Origin of the sequence: Actinocorallia libanotica (assembly GCF_039525175.1) — a bacterium.
In the GTDB taxonomy this organism is placed as follows: domain Bacteria; phylum Actinomycetota; class Actinomycetes; order Streptosporangiales; family Streptosporangiaceae; genus Actinocorallia; species Actinocorallia libanotica.
On sequence record NZ_BAAAHH010000010.1, the window covers coordinates 19,080 to 34,332 of the forward strand.

Annotated in this window: 12 protein-coding genes and 4 tRNA genes; 4 read left to right on the top strand and 12 right to left on the bottom strand. The window is 73.0% G+C overall.

The window, feature by feature from the left end; genetic code table 11:
• Window positions 1-39: 39 nt before the first annotated feature.
• The 7 genes from ABD140_RS14450 to ABD140_RS14480 all read right to left on the bottom strand — a co-directional run bounded on the left by ABD140_RS14450 (window position 40) and on the right by ABD140_RS14480 (window position 3,118).
• Window positions 40-114, bottom strand: a tRNA-Gly gene (locus ABD140_RS14450).
• A 75-nt stretch (window positions 115-189) separates the two neighbouring features.
• Window positions 190-264 (bottom strand) — tRNA-Val (locus ABD140_RS14455).
• Between the two features lies 1 nt (window position 265).
• Window positions 266-339, bottom strand: a tRNA-Cys gene (locus tag ABD140_RS14460).
• A 20-nt stretch (window positions 340-359) separates the two neighbouring features.
• Window positions 360-431, bottom strand: a tRNA-Gly gene (locus ABD140_RS14465).
• A gap of 58 nt (window positions 432-489) precedes the next feature.
• Window positions 490-1,278 carry a TIGR03084 family metal-binding protein gene (locus ABD140_RS14470; RefSeq protein ID WP_344240886.1) on the bottom strand — a complete coding sequence of 263 codons (789 nt, stop codon included), beginning with the start codon at window positions 1,276-1,278 and terminating at the stop codon, window positions 490-492.
• Entirely contained in the window at window positions 1,278-2,258 is a 981-nt protein-coding gene (locus ABD140_RS14475; RefSeq protein ID WP_344240888.1) for an alpha/beta hydrolase, read from the bottom strand. The genes ABD140_RS14470 and ABD140_RS14475 overlap by 1 nt, the downstream gene beginning before the upstream one ends.
• A gap of 50 nt (window positions 2,259-2,308) precedes the next feature.
• Window positions 2,309-3,118 carry a lysophospholipid acyltransferase family protein gene (locus ABD140_RS14480; protein ID WP_344240890.1) on the bottom strand — a complete coding sequence of 270 codons (810 nt, stop codon included), beginning with the start codon at window positions 3,116-3,118 and terminating at the stop codon, window positions 2,309-2,311.
• A 133-nt stretch (window positions 3,119-3,251) separates the two neighbouring features.
• Here ABD140_RS14480 and ABD140_RS14485 point away from each other — a divergent pair, with 133 nt between their 5' ends.
• On the top strand, window positions 3,252-6,149 hold the full coding sequence (locus ABD140_RS14485; RefSeq protein ID WP_344240892.1) for an AMP-binding protein: 2,898 nt from the start codon (window positions 3,252-3,254) through the stop codon (window positions 6,147-6,149).
• Here ABD140_RS14485 and ABD140_RS14490 read toward each other — a convergent pair.
• Window positions 6,146-6,730 carry a class I SAM-dependent methyltransferase gene (locus tag ABD140_RS14490; protein WP_344240894.1) on the bottom strand — a complete coding sequence of 195 codons (585 nt, stop codon included), beginning with the start codon at window positions 6,728-6,730 and terminating at the stop codon, window positions 6,146-6,148. The two genes, ABD140_RS14485 and ABD140_RS14490, sit on opposite strands and share 4 nt — an antisense overlap.
• Window positions 6,731-6,787: 57 nt before the next feature.
• Between ABD140_RS14490 and ABD140_RS14495 the strand changes: the two genes are divergently transcribed.
• Complete coding sequence (locus ABD140_RS14495) at window positions 6,788-7,354, top strand: pentapeptide repeat-containing protein (RefSeq protein ID WP_344240896.1); 567 nt, start codon at window positions 6,788-6,790, stop codon at window positions 7,352-7,354.
• A 28-nt stretch (window positions 7,355-7,382) separates the two neighbouring features.
• Complete coding sequence (locus ABD140_RS14500) at window positions 7,383-8,984, top strand: MFS transporter (protein ID WP_344240898.1); 1,602 nt, start codon at window positions 7,383-7,385, stop codon at window positions 8,982-8,984.
• 208 nt (window positions 8,985-9,192) lie between these two features.
• On the opposite strand, the gene ABD140_RS14505 is transcribed toward ABD140_RS14500, so the two are convergent.
• Both ABD140_RS14505 and ABD140_RS14510 read right to left on the bottom strand, forming a co-directional pair.
• Window positions 9,193-10,260: an MBL fold metallo-hydrolase gene (locus ABD140_RS14505; RefSeq protein WP_344240900.1), complete on the bottom strand. Its 1,068-nt coding sequence runs from the start codon at window positions 10,258-10,260 to the stop codon at window positions 9,193-9,195.
• A 1,021-nt stretch (window positions 10,261-11,281) separates the two neighbouring features.
• A complete protein-coding gene (locus tag ABD140_RS14510) occupies window positions 11,282-11,665 on the bottom strand; it encodes a pyridoxamine 5'-phosphate oxidase family protein (RefSeq protein ID WP_344241229.1) in 384 nt (127 codons plus the stop codon).
• Window positions 11,666-12,312: 647 nt separating this feature from the next.
• On the opposite strand from ABD140_RS14510, the gene ABD140_RS14515 reads away from it, so the two are divergent.
• Window positions 12,313-12,801 carry a hypothetical protein gene (locus tag ABD140_RS14515; protein ID WP_344240902.1) on the top strand — a complete coding sequence of 163 codons (489 nt, stop codon included), beginning with the start codon at window positions 12,313-12,315 and terminating at the stop codon, window positions 12,799-12,801.
• Window positions 12,802-13,422: 621 nt separating this feature from the next.
• Here ABD140_RS14515 and def read toward each other — a convergent pair.
• The gene (def, locus tag ABD140_RS14520; protein ID WP_344240904.1) at window positions 13,423-13,947 is read right to left on the bottom strand and encodes a peptide deformylase; all 525 of its coding nucleotides are present in this window, start codon (window positions 13,945-13,947) and stop codon (window positions 13,423-13,425) included.
• Between the two features lie 213 nt (window positions 13,948-14,160).
• On the bottom strand, window positions 14,161-15,003 hold the full coding sequence (locus ABD140_RS14525) for an SDR family NAD(P)-dependent oxidoreductase (RefSeq protein ID WP_344240906.1): 843 nt from the start codon (window positions 15,001-15,003) through the stop codon (window positions 14,161-14,163).
• Window positions 15,004-15,253 lie beyond the last annotated feature (250 nt).

Here is a 15,253-nt window from a genome sequence, read left to right on the forward strand (position 1 = left end):
CGCCCGGGGCAAAATTTCCCGGGCGGACGGTGTGAGGCGTGGAGCGGAAGACGGGATTCGAACCCGCGACCCTCACCTTGGCAAGGTGATGCTCTACCACTGAGCCACTTCCGCGTGCGGGGAAGGCTTCCCCGCGGTGTCCCTGGTCGACCGGCCGACGAAGTGCGTTCGCCGACCGGTCGGTCCGGGTGGTGGACGATACTGGGATTGAACCAGTGACCTCTTCCGTGTCAGGGAAGCGCTCTCCCGCTGAGCTAATCGTCCGTGGAGGTGGAGACGGGATTTGAACCCGTGTACACGGCTTTGCAGGCCGTTGCCTCGCCTCTCGGCCACTCCACCGCGAGGCGATGGCCTCTCCGAGCGGAAGACGGGATTCGAACCCGCGACCCTCACCTTGGCAAGGTGATGCTCTACCACTGAGCCACTTCCGCTTGTCGGCCTTTCGGGTTCCCCCGTGGCGACGTTGTTAACCCTACAGGAATTCGGGACTCAGTGCGTACTCGGCGCCGCGGGAGCCCCCTGGGCGGGCGGCCTTCCCGGTCCGGGCGGGCCGGCGAAGGCCTGGACGAGACCGAGCCAGCGGGAGGCGTCCGCGCCCCGCGCCGCCACCGACACGTCGTCGCGGTGGCGGCGGCGCACCGCCAGCAGGCAGAAGTCGAGCGCGGGGCCGGTGACCTTCTGGGCGGAGGTGGAGGGGCCCCAGCTCCACCGGTCGCCGGAGGGGGAGTCCAGGACGATGTGGAACGGCTCCTTCGGCGCGGGCAGCCCGTTCACGGAGAAGGCGTAGTCCCGGGCCCGGATGGCGATGTGCGCCACGTGCCGCAGCCGGTCGGTGGGCGTGCGCACCACGCCCAGCGCGTCGGCGACGTCCTGGCCGTGCGCCCACGTCTCCATGAGCCGGGCCGTGGCCATGCTGGGCGCGGCCATCGGCGGTCCGAACCAGGGCACCCTGCCGCCGGGCGGGACGGCGCGCAGCGCCTCGGCCACCTCGGCGCGGCTCCTGCGCCAGGCCGCCAGCAGGCCGCCCGGCGGGTACGCCGACGGGTCGGCGCCCCGCTCCACCAGGTCGGGCGCGGCGTGCCGCAGCGACTCCACGAACGCCCCGGGGTCGGTGGCGGCCAGCGCGGCCTGCCGGTCCGTCCACATCAGGTGGGTGATCTGGTGGGCGATGGTCCAGCCTTCGGCGGGGGTGGGCAGCGCCCACCGCTCGGGAGCGAGACCGGCGACGAGCGCGTCCAGTGCCTCGCCCTCGGCCGCCATGTCGGCGAAGATGTCCATCAGGCTGCCTGCTCCTTCTCGCGGGCCCTGCTCAGGGCGTCGCGGGTCCATTCACCATAGGTGGCGATGGCGGCCTTGGACTCCGGCAGCGCCGACCCGAACATCTGGAAGACGTGCAGCTGCCCGGCCCACGTCTGCAGCCTCGTGGGAACGCCCGCGGCGGCGAGCCGCTCGGCCATCGTCTCGGAGTCGCAGGCCAGCACCTCGCTGGAGCTGCAGCACAGATAGGACGGCGGGAGCCCGCGCAGGTCGGCCCGCACGGGGGAGACCTTGGGGTCCAGCGGGTCCAGGCCGCCGAGGATCTCGGCGACGAAGGCGTCCAGCAGCGGCAGGAGGCTGACCCGGTCGAGCTCGGCGTTCGGGTGGGCGGTCTTGGCGGCCAGGTCCATGTCGAGCATGGGGGACAGGGCGATCAGGCCGGCCGGCAGCGGCAGCCCGTCCTCGCGGGCCAGCAGCGCGGTGGCGAACGTCAGGTACCCGCCGGCGGAGTCACCCGACATCACGATGTCCCGCGGCGACACGCCCTGCTCCAGCAGCCACCTGTAGGCGGCCAGGCAGTCCAGCGCCTCCTCGGCGAAGGTGACCTCGGGCAGCATCCGGTAGGCGACGGACAGCGCGGGGATCCCCGCCGCGCCCGACAGGTGGGCGATCATGCGCCGGTGGGTGTTGAGCCCGCAGGAGATCCAGCCGCCGCCGTGGAAGTACAGGATCACCCGGGAGCGGTCGCGGCCGACCCCCGGGCCGTGCACCCACTCGGCGTGGAAGTCCTCCAGCCGGACGCGCTCGACACGGCTGCCCCGCGGCGGGCGGGCGCGCCGGGCCAGCCGGTCCAGGGAGGCGGCGCGGTGGAAGTCGATCGGCCCCTGGGGCATCCGCCGGATCGCGGGCGTCAGCACGGCCTGCACCCCCGCGGCGAGCGCCCTGGCCCGCCAGCTGACGTGCGGGTGCCGTTCGATGACCAGGGGGACGGGGCGGTCCATGGGGCCTCCTGCGAGCCGGGGGTAGCGTCGTCACCCGATTGTGCGGTGCCTCACCGTCTGGTGAACAGCCTTCCCCACGGACGGCGTCCCGGATCCACCGCCTGCTCGGCCAGCAGATCGTCCACCAGGCCCGCGACCGTCTTGCGGACGAGGTCGCGCGCCTGGGTGAGCGCCACGACGTCGTCCGCGCAGCCGGCCCACTGCGCCGTCTCGATCGGCTCCCCGAAGGAGAAGTAGAGGCGCTCGGGGCGCGGGTCCAGGCCGATGACGGGCACGGTCAGCTCGTCGTTGCGGCGCAGGACGCGCCGGCTGAGGGCGCGCATCGGCGCCTGGAGGAAGTGCTCGGAGCCCACCAGGAGGGGGAACTGGTCCTCCGCGCCGACCGCGCCGAACGGGATGATCGGGCAGCCCGCCTCGATCGCCAGCCGCACGAAGCCGAACCGCTCCCGCCAGGCCAGCTGGTACTTGCGGCCGTGGAACCGGGTCACCTCGTACGCGCCGCCGGGGAAGATCAGCACCGTCTGGCCGGCGGCCAGCATCTCCCGGCAGTTCTCGCGGGTGCCGTCGACGCAGCCGCCGAGGTTCAGGACGTCCCGCCACAGCGGGACCCGCCAGTGGACGTGGTCGGCCACCGAGCGGATCCACACCCCGCGCCTCGCCCGGATCTCGGCCATCATCACCGGCACGTCCAGCAGCGGCATCACGGTGTGGTTGCCCACCAGCAGGGCGGGGCCCCGCTCCGGCACGTTCTCGATGCCGTGGAAGACGGGGGAGTTCAGCGCCCGTACGGGGGCCAGCGCCACGTCCAGCGCCGCGAAGAGGGCGGGGTGGGGCGGGTTCCAGGCGGTCGGGGAGGCCATGCCACCGAGCCTAGAGGGCGTTATTCGACAGCGAATCAACAACGGTCGAGAGCGGGGTGTGGGGTTGGTCACCGACCCTCCACCGGCACGTCGCCCGTTGACCCGGGCCGCGCGAACGACGACGATGTCGGGTGTGAGGGAGCGTCTGGCGGCACCACTGCCCAAGAACCTCGTCCGTCTGGGGAACAGGCTGGCTCGCGGCGTGAGCGCGACCGCCCAGAACGCCCTGGAGGTGGCCCGCTTCGGCGGGCTGCGCACGGACGAGGAGGCCTCGCCCCACCAGGTGGTGGCCGAGCAGCCCGTCTACCGGCTGCGCCGCTACTTCCCCGACACCCTGGGCGAGCGGCCCGCGGTCCTGCTGGTGCCGCCCCTGATGCTCACCGCCGAGATCTACGACATCGCCCCCGCCGCCAGCGCGGTCGCCGTCCTGCACGACCTCGGGCTCGACGCCTGGGTCGTCGACTTCGGCAGGCCCGAACGCGAGCCCGGCGGCCTGCGCCGCTCCCTGGCCGACCACGTCCTGGCCGTCAGCGACGCCGTCGACCGCATCAGGGAGATCACGGGCCGGGACGTGCACCTCGCCGGCTACTCCCAGGGCGGCATGTTCGCCTACCAGACCGCCGCCTACCGGCGCAGCGAGGGCGTCGAGTCGCTCATCACCTTCGGCAGCCCCGCCGACCTGGACGCGGCCAACCCCTTCGGGGTGCCCGGCTGGGTGCCGCGGCGCCCGTTCGTCGACCTGCTCGGCGACATCCCCGGCCTGCCCGGCCTGTCCATCCCCGGCTGGGTGACCCGCTCGGCGTTCCAGGCGCTCAGCCCCGCCAAGTCCGTCCGCAACCGGCTGGAGTTCCTGCTGCAGCTGCACGACCGCGAGGTGCTCGCCCCCCGCGAGCGGCAGCGGCGCTTCATGCAGAGCGAGGGCTGGGCGGCATGGCCGGGCCCCGCCCTCGCCGACTTCCTGCGCCAGTTCGTCGCGCACAACCGCATGCTGCGCGGCGGCTTCGTCATCGGCGACCGGCTGGTGACCCTGGCCGACATCGACTGCCCGGTGCTCGCCTTCGTCGGCGAGGTCGACGAGATCGCCCCGCCGCCCATGGTGCGGGGCATCGTCCGCGCCGCGCCGCGCGCCGAGGTGTACGAGGCGTGCCAGCGCACCGGGCACTTCGGGCTGGTCGCCGGGGCGCACGCCGCCGCGTCCACCTGGCCGGTCGTCGCGGGCTGGGTGCACTGGCGGTCCGGGCAGGGCATGGTGCCGCCGGAGGTGGGCCCGGTACGCGAGGAGGAGCCCGGCGGAGGCCGGATCGCCTACGGCATGGAGCTGGCCGTCCAGGTCGGGGCGGGCGCGGTGCGCTCGGCCGTCGGCACCACCGCCGCCGCGGTCCGGGGCGTCGTGGAGTTCGGGGAGGCGGCCGCCGAGCTGCTGCCCCGGCTGGCCCGCCTGGAGCGCCTCACCGGCGACACCCGCGTGTCGCTGGGACTGCTGCTGGACGAGAACGCCCGCCGCGCGCCCGGCGACGTCCTCTTCCTGTTCGAGGACCGGGCGCACACCCACGCCGCCGCCAAGCGCCGCATCGACGGCGTCGTGCGCGGCCTCATCTCCATCGGAGTGCGCCAGGGCGAGCACATCGGGGTGCTCATGGGCACCCGGCCCAGCGCGCTGGCGCTGGTCGCGGCGCTGAACCGGCTCGGCGCCGTCGCGGTGCTGCTGCGCCCCGACGGCGACCTGGCGCAGGAGCTGGCGCTGGGCCAGGTCTCCCGGGTCGTCGCCGACCCCGAGCACGCCCGGCTCGTCGACGGCGTCGAGGTGCACCTGCTGGGCGGCGGCGAGCGGGAGTCCGGCCAGGCCGACCTGGAGCGCGTCGACCCGCACGGCGTCGAGCTGCCCGGCTGGTACGAGCCCAACCCCGGGCACGCCGGGGACCTGGCGTTCATCCTGTTCACCGGCTCCGGCGACGACACCCGGGTCAGCCGCGTCACCAACCGGCGCTGGGCGCTGTCGGCGTTCGGCACCGCCTCGTCGGCGGCGCTGACCCCGGCCGACACCGTCTACAGCCTCGCCCCGCTGTCGCACCCGTCCGCGCTGCTGATGAGCCTCGGCGGGGCGATCGCGGGCGGCGCCCGGCTGGCGCTGGCCACCTCCTACGACCCGGCGACGTTCTGGGAGGAGGCGCGCAGATACGGCGTCACCGTCGTCTCCTACACCTGGACGCTGCTGCACGGGCTGGTCGAGGCGCCCCCGCACCCGGGGGAGCGCCACCACTCGGTGCGGCTGTTCATCGGCTCCGGCATGCCGCGCGGGCTGTGGCGGCGCATCGAGGCGCGGTTCAAGCCCGCCCGCGTCCTGGAGTTCTACGCCTCGGGCTCCGGCGGGGCGGTGCTGGTGAACCTGACCGGCAAGAAGCGCGGCTCGCTGGGCCGGCCCCTGCCGGGCAGCGCCCGGACGCGCATCGTGCGGTACGACCTCGACCGCGGGCTGATCGTCCCCGGCAGGGACGGGTTCGCCGTCCGCTGCGAACCGGGGGAGACGGGCCTGCTGCTGGTTCGCGGCAGCGGCGTCCCCGACCCGCTGCGCGGCGTCTTCGAGCCCGGGGACTCCTGGGTGGCCACGGGCGACCTCTTCCAGCGCGACGAGGACGGCGACCACTGGATGGTCGGCCGCACCTCCGAACTCGTCCGCACGCCCCAGGGGATGGTGCCGACGGCCTCCGTCCGCGACCGCATCGGTGACGTGCCGGGTGTCGACCTGGCCGTGGCCTACGGCATCCCCGTCGGCCGGTTCGAGCTGCTGGCCGCCGCGGTGACGCTGCGCGCGCCGGTCTCGTCGGAGGACTTCACCGCCGCCTTCCCCGACGAGGGCCCCGACCTCATCCGCGTCGTCGAGGAGATCGAGACCAGCGCGTACGCGCGGCTGCTCACCCGGGCGCTGCGCGAAGAAGGCGTCCCCGACGCGGGGACCGCCTACTTCCGCGACTCCGGCGGCCGCTACCGGCCGCTCACCGACGCCGACAGGCAGCGGCTGCGCGCGCTCTAGGCCGCCGGCGCCCTGGCCACCACGAGCGTGTCGACGGCGGTGCGCTCGCCGACCGGGCGGGTGAGGCGTTCGGCCCGGACGACCTCCAGCCCGTCCAGCGCGCCGGCGACGGCCTCGGGCGTGTGCAGGACGTCCGGGTCCTGGGGGCCGCCGGTGCCGTGCTCGAGGTTCTCCAGGTCGTGCCCGACGAAGAAGAACGTGCCGCCGGGGGCGAGGGCGCGGGCGGCGTTCGCCAGCACCGGCCGCATCTGCGCGGGCGGCAGGTGCAGGTAGGAGACGAGCACCAGGTCCTCCGCGGCCACCGGGAAGGGGTAGGCGGTCAGGTCGGCGACCTCCCACTCGACTGCGCCCTCCCGGTCGAGCTCCCGAGCCCGGGCGACGGCCACCGGCGAGAAGTCGACGGCCCTGACCTTCCAGCCGCGCGAGGCCAGCCAGAGCGCGTTGCGGCCCTCGCCGCAGGCCAGGTCCAGCGCCCGGCCCGGCGGCAGCCCCGCCAGCCCCTCGGCGGCGAAGCGGTTCGGCTCGACCGACCAGAGCAGCTCTTTCGCGGCGTACTTGCGGTCCCAGTCCTCGGCTTCCATACCCTTGATCGTAGGCCGGTCCCGCGGCCGCGAACAGCCGGAACGTACCCTGAGGCCATGGACTGGAACGGCAGGGAGATCCAAGCGGGGGAGACCTTCGAGGGCCGGGTCTTCGTGGCGGACGACATGACCGAGGTGATCGACAGGGGCGCCTCCTTCCTCGGCTGCACCTTCCGTGACGTGCGGTTCAACGCCTCGGCGCACGAGGAGGCGGAGTTCACGGGCTGCACCTTCGTCAACTGCGACTTCTTCGACGCCACGTTCGAGCGGTGCCGGTTCGCCGGGAGCAGGTTCGAGGCGTGCCACTACGGGCTGATCAGGGCCGAGGGCGGCGACTGGTCGTCGGTGGACCTGGCCAAGGCCGACCTCAGCGGCTGCTCCCTGCGCGGCGTCCGCCTGCGCGAGGCCGAACTGGGCGGCGCCCGCTTCGTCGACGGCGCCGTCCGCGACTGCGACCTGTCCGGCGCCCGCCTGGACCGCGCCGTCTTCGACAACTGCGATCTGCGCGGCAGCGACCTGTCGGCCATGGACCCGCGCAGCACCCGCCTCAACGGGGCGGTCATCGACCCCCGCCAGGCCATGGAACTCGCCGGGGCCCTGGGCCTGCGCATCCGGGATCACTGACCATGCCGATGGCGTATCGTCGTCCGCCGTGACCTCCCCCCTGCGCCGCTGGCACGGCAATCCCTGGGCGATCCTGGTGACACTGTCCCTGGGCTTCTTCATGACCCTGCTGGACCTGACGATCGTCAACATCGCCCTCCCCGGCATGATCGACCACCTGGACGCCTCCCTCGACGAGGTGCTGTGGGTGGTCAACGGCTACACCCTCGTCCTGGCGGTCCTGCTGATCACCGCGGGCCGGCTGGGCGACCTGCGCGGGCAGCGGCCGATGTTCATGCTGGGCGTGGCGGTCTTCACCGGCGCCTCGCTCCTGTGCGGCCTGGCGCAGGAGCCCTGGCAGCTCATCGCCGCCCGGCTGCTGCAGGGCCTGGGCGCCGCGCTGCTCATGCCGCAGACCATGGCCCTGATCATCGCCACCTTCCCGCCGGACCGGCGGGGCACGGCGATGGGGATCTGGGGCAGCGTCGCCGGACTGGCCACCATCGCGGGGCCGACCGTCGGCGGGGTGCTGGTCACCCTGCTGGACTGGCGGTGGATCTTCTTCGTCAACGTGCCGATCGGGATCGCGGTCCTGGTGATGGCGCGGTCGTTCATCCCGGACGTGCGGCACTCGCGGGAACACCGCCTCGACCTGACGGGCGTGCTCCTGGCCACCCTCGGGCTGTTCTTCCTCGCCTTCGCCCTCACCGAGGGCGAGCGGTACGACTGGAACGGCCTGATCCTCGGCTCGTTCGCGGCCTCGGCCGCGGTCCTGGCGGCGTTCGCGCTCCAGCAGAAGCGGCGCCAGGGCGCCGAGCCCCTCGTGCCGTTCACGCTGTTCCGGCGGCGCAACTTCACCGTCCTCAGCATGGTCGGCCTGACCGTGTCCATCGGCATGATCGGGATGTTCCTGCCGATCTCCCTGTACCTGCAGGCGGTGCTGGGCTACTCGGCGCTGAAGACGGGCCTGCTGCTGGCACCCTGCTCGGTGGTGTCGATGGTGGTGGCGCCCGGCGCGGGGCGGCTCTCCGACCGGATCGGCGGCAAGCGCATCCTGATGTTCGGGCTGGTGGTGTACGCGCTGGGCCTGACCTGGCTGTCGCTGGTGCTGGGCCTGGACCCCCACTGGACGGTCTTCCTCGCCCCGATGCTCGTCGCGGGCCTGGGCACCGGCTGCATGTTCGCCCCGATGGCCACCGAGGCGATGCGCGAGATCCCGCCGGCCCTGGCGGGATCGGCCTCCGGCGTGAACAACACCGTCCGCCAGATCGGCTCGGTGCTGGGCGGCACCGTGGCGGGGGCGATCCTGCAGAACCGCATGGCCGCCGAACTGCGGGCGGGCGCGCTGGAGCGGTCCGGCGAACTCCCCGAGCCCCTGCGCGAGGGCTTCGTCGCGGGACTGTCCCGGGCCGCCGCGGGCGGCCTGGAACTGGGCGCGAACCACCAGACCGCGGCGGGCGACGCCCCGCCGCAGGTACGCGCCCTGGCCGAGGAGGTCTTCGGCACCGCCCTCATCAACGCCGTCCGCCCCACCCAGGCCTTCGCCATCGTGGCGGTCCTCATGGGCGCCGCGGCCTGCCTGCTGGTCCGCGCCCCCCAGAAGGAGGCCCTCTCCACCGGCGTCCCGGTATCCGACCGCGACCCGGGCTGAGCCCGCCCCCCGGCACCGCGGTGCCGGGGCGGGGTTCTTCACGCGGCTGTGGGGAGCACGGTGCCGGACTGGAGCCCGGCTGAAGGCCGCTGTCGGTCGTTGAGGCCGCGGTGTTCGGCCGGAGGCTCGGTTGAAGGCGTGTGTGGGAGTGGTGGTGTTCGGTTGAAGGCGCTCGTCGGTCGTCGAGGTCGGGGTGTTCAGCCGGGGGTCAGCTGAGGGACTCCCACCAGCCGTCGGGGTCGGGCGGGCTGGCGACGGTGACGCGCTCGCCGGGCCGGGGGATCGCCACGCGCAGGTCGAGCGCCTTGGCCTCGGCGCGGACCCGGTTCGGCGGGTCGTTCCAGGCGTGGGGGGCGAGCACGAACGTTCCCCAGTGCACCGGGACGAACAGGTCGCCGCGCAGGTCGCGGTGGGCGGCCAGGCCCTCCTCCGGCGTCATGTGGATGTCGGGCCAGGCCGGGCTGTAGGCGCCGACCTGCATGAGGGTCACGTCGAACGGGCCGTGCGCGGCACCGATCTGGGCGTATCCGGAGAAATACCCCGAGTCTCCGCTGTAGTAGAGGCGGCGCCGGCCGCCCGCGACCACGAAGGAGCACCACAACGTCGGGTTGCGGGCGAAGGCGCGGCCGGAGAAGTGGTGGGCGGGCGTCGCGGTGACCTTCAGCCCGGCGACGACCGCGGACTCGTCCCAGTCGAGCTCGATGATCCGCGAGGACGGCACCCCCCAGTACTCCAGGTGGGCGCCGACGCCCAGCGGCACCACGAACGGGGCGGTCTGCGTGCGCAGCAGCGCCTTCACCGAGGGCAGGTCCAGATGGTCGTAGTGGTCGTGCGAGATCGCGATCACGTCGACCTTCGGCAGGTCCGCCACCGCCACCGGCACCGGATGCACCCGCTGCGGCCCCAGCAGCCGGCTGGGCGAGCACCGCTCGGAGAACACCGGATCGAACAGCACCCGCTTGCCCTCGACGTCCACCAGCGAGGTGCCGTGCCCCAGCCAGCAGACCTCCAGCTCGCCGGGCGGCCCGAACCGCGGCGCCACCACCGGCACCGGCAGCAGCGGCCTGCGCCGCTCCCTGCGCAGCATCTCCCGCGCGGCCACCCGCGTGTCCGGCGGCGCCGCGTCCCCCGCGTCGAGATTGTGAAAGGCCCCGTCCCGGTAGTGCGGCGAACGGCGCACCCGCACCCCCGGATCCAGCGCCCCCACCGCGACCGGCACATCGCGAAAGGCCCACGTGACCGCAGCGGCGGCCACCACGCCGAATCGGATCTTCACGCGCGGTCTCCTCGCACTCCCGAACCGGTGGTCACACCGAGAACCCTAACCGCATTCCCCCCACTCCATGCGTGAGCCACGACCCCCTTTACCCCACCCGCCCCACCGCCGCCCGACCGAACGCCGACCGGACGACAGGCGACGACGGCCAGGCGGCGAACGACGCACGAGCCATGCCCGTCGACGACCTGTCGACGGATGACCCACGTGCCCCGGCGACCGAACGACAGGTGAGCCAAGGACGCCGTCCACCAGGCAGGCCGTCCACCGGGCAGCAGGTGGACACTGGGCTGACAGCGGTAGGGCAGCAGACGGGCCATGGGCCGACGGCGGCCGAGCAAGCGTTGGATTTCGGCGGCCGAGCAATGGCCGGAGCGGCGGCTGAGCCATGGGCATCGATCACTGGGCGGCAGGCGAGCGTCGGGCTGACGGCGGTCGGGCGGCGGGGAGCGATGTGTGACGGTGCCCGGGTAACGGGTGAGTGAGGGGTGATGGTGGTCGGGCGGTAGGTGGATGGCGGGCGTGTGCTGGTAGGCGACGGTGGTCGGTCAGTCGGGCGAACGCTGGATTTTTGGTGGCCGAGCGGTGGGCGACTATGGGCATCGACCGCTGGGCGGCGGGCGAGTGTCGGATTGACGGCGGTCGGGCGGCGGGGAGCGGTGTGTGACGGTGCCCGGGTAACGGGTGAGTGAGGGGTGATGGTGGTCGGGCGGTAGGTGGATGGCGGGCGTGTGCTGGTAGGCGACGGTGGTCGGTCAGTCGGGCGAACGCTGGATTTTTGGTGGCCGAGTGGCGGCTGAGCCATGGGCATCGGCCGCTGGGCGGCAGGTGAGTGTCGGGCTGACGGTGGCCGAGCGACGGGTGACGACGCATGGGCAGCGGGGGAGCGATGAGCGACGGTGGGCGGGTGACGGCGGACGGACGGCAGACGGGCGGGTGGGTGACGGCGGACGGTGAGTGACGGTGGTCGGGCGGTAGGTCGGCGGTGGGCTACGGCCAAGGGCCGGGTGGCGGAGGGCGGTCAGCGGGAGGACGGTGCGAACGCGCGGGCGTTGCCGAGGACACGGGTGATCTTGATCTCGATCACCACGCGGTTCGGGTTCTCCCGGGGCGGACGGTAGCGCTCGGTGTAGCGGCGGACGGCGTCCGCGACGGATTCCGGATCGCGCAGGACCCGTGCCGTTCCCTCCAGCGTGGCCCAGCGGCTCCCGTCGACCTGGCACACCGCGGCCCGCGCCCCCTCCCGCCCGGCGTTGCGGGCCTTGCGCGAAGCCCCGTCGCAGATGATGCGAGCGACCCCCGCCTCGGGATCGAGCGTCACGCCGACCGGCACCACATGCGGCGTCCCGTCAGGCCTGATCGTGGTCAGGGTGCACAGGTGCCGCTCCCGCCAGAAGGCGAGCATCTCCGGTCCGATCTCCAGCACTTCTTCTCCTCCATGTCCCCGCCCCCGGCGGTGAGTCGTCGTCCTTCAGGACAACGCTCACTCTAGGACGGACGCGGAGAGCCCCGATGCCGTCTCCCCTTGATGTGGATAACGTCGACCTGACGGCCGTCGGTCCCTCGCAGTCCTCGTCCCTCCGGCGAAAACCACAGGTCATCAGCACTCACCGTCCGCTGCCGGGCCTCCACCCGTGAACCGATCCGCCTTCAGGCAGCTCACGCTCTCCCGGTCCGAAGTCCTGCCCTACAGAATCCCGCCACCCCCAGAAGAACACACGCTTGGCGGCGTGCTGCCCGCAATCGAATGCGCGCTGACGCACATCGCACGATTCCAGAAGGACGCACGTCCAGAAGGACGCACGCTTGGCGGAGCGTTGCCGGGTTCTGGCGGCTGCTGACGAACAGGACGGCGGCAGGCCAGCCACGGGATAAGTCGGACAAAACGGCCCCGAATGATGCATGTCCCGGCCCGCAAGCCTGAGGCATCGGCTTCGGAATCCACAGAATCTGATTCGGTGCGTTGGAAGGCGCAGGCGCGGCGCACCATGTGATGCATGGATCGCGTTGATCGTCGACGCGTACGAAGACCCCGAAGGAAGAGAAGCACCGATGGCAGATCACGGTTTCGCGTTCGACCCCGGAGCGGCGCGGCAGGCACTGGCTCTCCTGCGTCCCGAGGAGCCGGAGCTCTCTCCCCTCCCCACCCAGCCGGAGGACCAGGCCTACCTGGCGGGCCGTCTGGTGGCGGCGGTGGAGCTGGCCGCCGGCTCCGGAGGCCGCTGCCGCGACTGGTCGCTCTTCGACGAGGGCTACCGCTCGGTCCTCCCCGAAGAGCAGCGCTCCACCGTGGCGCTCAAACGCCTCATGCGCACCGTCCGCGAGCTGACCGCCCTCCCCGGCGTCGCCGCCCGAGGCGCCGCCACCGGCCTGCTGGCCAGCACCTCCGTGCTCTTCGCCGAGATCCTCCTTGCCGACGACCGCACCGAACTGGGCTCGGCCCTGGAACAGCTGGAAGAGGCACGAGCCCTCTTCGGTCAGACGCTCACCCAGCTCGACGGCCTCACCGTCCTGCTCCGCGACTCCCTCTCCCCGGGTTGACCCCCAGCCCTGCGCGGACCGAGCTCCCCGACTGCCCGACCCCTGCCTTGGACGGACCGGGCTCCCTGGTTGCCCGACCTCCAGCCCTGTGCGGACCGGGCTCCCTGGTTGCCCGACCCTCTGCCTTGGACGGATCGAGCTCTCCGGGTTGGCCGCCTTGGGAGGACCAGGCGTTGCCAGGGCGCTCCGCTCTGGGAGGGCGGAACGTGGTCAGGGTGTCTCCGTGCTGGGTGCATTGAGTACCCCAGGTCGACCCCGCCTCTGTGCGGACCGGGCTCCCCGACCCCCGCTTTGGGCGGACCGAACTCCCCGCGTTGACAGCCTTGGGCGGACTGGGCGCGCTCAGGACGCCTCCCGTCCTGAGCGGGTGGGTCGCGGTCAGGACGTCTTCGTGCCGGGCGGATCGAGTTCCCCGGTTCGACCCCGGCCTTGGGTAGGTCTGGGTGCGGTCGGGACGCCTCCCGTCCTGGGCGGGCCGAGCGAGGCCAGGGGACCTCGTCCCGATGAGCGGGGCGTGGTCAGGGCGCCTTTGCGTCGGGCGGACCGGGATCCCCGGACGCCCTGCCCTGGGTGGGCTTGGCGCGGTCGGTCAGGTCGTCCCGTGCTGGGCGGGTGCGGGGATCAGGTGGTCTTGGTGCGGCGGGCCTCGTATTCCTTGAGGACCTGCTTGCGGGCCTTGGTGGAGAGGCGGTCGACGTAGAGCTTGCCGTTGAGGTGGTCGGTCTCGTGCTGGAAGCAGCGGGCCAGCTGGCCGGTTCCGTGCAGGCTGAGGGGGTTGCCGTCGAGGTCGAAGCCGTTGCAGTGCACGTGGGCGACCCGGGCGACGTCGGCGTAGGGGCCGGGGACCGACAGGCAGCCCTCGGAGTCGTTGTCCAGGACGCGGTCGTGGTCGGGGTACTCGATGGTCGGGTTGACCACCACGCCCTTGTGCTGGGCGCCCTCGGCGTCCTGGCAGTCGTAGACGAAGATCCGCAGGTCGACGCCGATCTGGTTGGCGGCCAGGCCCACCCCGTTCGCCTCGTACATGCTGGCGAACATGTCGTCGGCCAGGTCGCGCAGCGCCTGGTCGAACTCGGTGACCTCCTTGAGCGGCCGGTGCAGGACCGGTTCCCCGATGAGCGTGATCGGCCGCGCGTTCCCCGACATTCCATTCCCTCCACAGAGTCCCGTTTCCGCCGTTCATGCTATTGCAGGCGCGGACACCGTCCGATCACCGCACGGAGCCCTCGCCCGCTCCCGCACCACGATCCCCGGGCGTGGCGAGGGGCCGACCGGCGGGCGGGTCGGAAAGGCGGACTCCGGGCTGGAAAGGAGGGCGGGCCGGGGCGGAGGGGTCAGGGCTGGGGGTGGTGAAAGGGGTCAGGGCTGGGGGGTGGTGAAAGGAGGGCGCTCTTCGGAGGCGAGGCGGACGGCTTCGGGGACGGAGGGGGCGATGAGGAGTTCGAAGACGCGCTGGGCGATGGCGCGGGCGGGGAGGAGGGGGCCGACCCAGCGGGGGGCGTAGACGCGGCGGGAGCGCCAGGCGATGCCGGACTCCAGGGCGTCGATGCCGGCCTTGAGGGGGGTGACGCCGGTGAAGGTGGAGCCGCCGGTGCGCATGGCGGAGACGGCCCGGGTGTCGAAGCCCCGGTGGGTCATGTCGGTGTCGAGCTCGGCGAAGTAGGCGACGCCGACCTTGGCGCCGGTGGGCTGGAGCTCGACGCGCAGCGTGTCGCCCAGGGCCTCGACCGCGGCCTTGGAGGAGCTGTAGGCGCCCAGCAGCGGGGCGCGGACGGCGGCGGCGAGGGAGGCGACGGCGAGGGCGTAGCCCCTCGGGTGGGAGATGTGCGGTCCGGCGGCGCGCAGGGTGTTGTAGGTGCCCAGGACGTTGACCTGGAGCGTCTTCTCCAGCACGGCCGGGTCACCGGTGAGGACGGGCCACTGGCAGGCGATGCCGGCGTTGGCGACGACGACGTCCAGGCCCCCGGCGGTCTCGACGAGGTCGTCGATGGCGGAGGCCAGCCCCGCGCGGTCGGCGACGTCGGCGGGCAGCCAGGGGGCGTCGCCGCACTCGGCGGCGACCTTGGCCAGCAGCTCCGGTTCCAGCCCGGTGAGCAGGACGCGGGCTCCGCGCCGGTGCAGGCGGCGGGCGAGGGCCGCGCCGATACCGCGGGCCGCGCCGGTGATGAGCACCCGGCGACCGCTCAGGGAAGGAGTCCGCATTCGCAACATGCGGGTGACGCTAACACCGGCTCCTGCCCGTTCAAAGGCCCAGCACCGGCACTTTTCGCCCACCCTCCACGACCCCGCCGCCCCGCCGGCCCTTCCCCCCAAGCCGCTGCCCGGCCTGCCTTCCCCGCGAAGCCGCTGCCCGGCCTGCCGCCTTCACGAAGCTGATGCTCCGTCTGCCATCTTCGCGAAGTCGCTACCCGGCCCGCCATCCCCGCGAAGCTGATGCTCCGCCTGCCGCCTT

Bases quoted from the DNA above. Each gene is read 5' to 3' on its own strand.
- ABD140_RS14510 (WP_344241229.1), bottom strand. From the start codon at position 11,665: ATGCTCGCCTTCTGGCGGGAGCGGCACCTGTGCACCCTGACCACGATC.
- ABD140_RS14490 (WP_344240894.1), bottom strand. From the start codon at position 6,730: ATGGAAGCCGAGGACTGGGACCGCAAGTACGCCGCGAAAGAGCTGCTC.
- ABD140_RS14470 (WP_344240886.1), bottom strand. From the start codon at position 1,278: ATGGACATCTTCGCCGACATGGCGGCCGAGGGCGAGGCACTGGACGCG.
- ABD140_RS14495 (WP_344240896.1), top strand. From the start codon at position 6,788: ATGGACTGGAACGGCAGGGAGATCCAAGCGGGGGAGACCTTCGAGGGC.
- ABD140_RS14475 (WP_344240888.1), bottom strand. From the start codon at position 2,258: ATGGACCGCCCCGTCCCCCTGGTCATCGAACGGCACCCGCACGTCAGC.
- ABD140_RS14515 (WP_344240902.1), top strand. From the start codon at position 12,313: ATGGCAGATCACGGTTTCGCGTTCGACCCCGGAGCGGCGCGGCAGGCA.
- ABD140_RS14525 (WP_344240906.1), bottom strand. From the start codon at position 15,003: ATGCGGACTCCTTCCCTGAGCGGTCGCCGGGTGCTCATCACCGGCGCG.
- def (WP_344240904.1), bottom strand. From the start codon at position 13,947: ATGTCGGGGAACGCGCGGCCGATCACGCTCATCGGGGAACCGGTCCTG.
- ABD140_RS14480 (WP_344240890.1), bottom strand. From the start codon at position 3,118: ATGGCCTCCCCGACCGCCTGGAACCCGCCCCACCCCGCCCTCTTCGCG.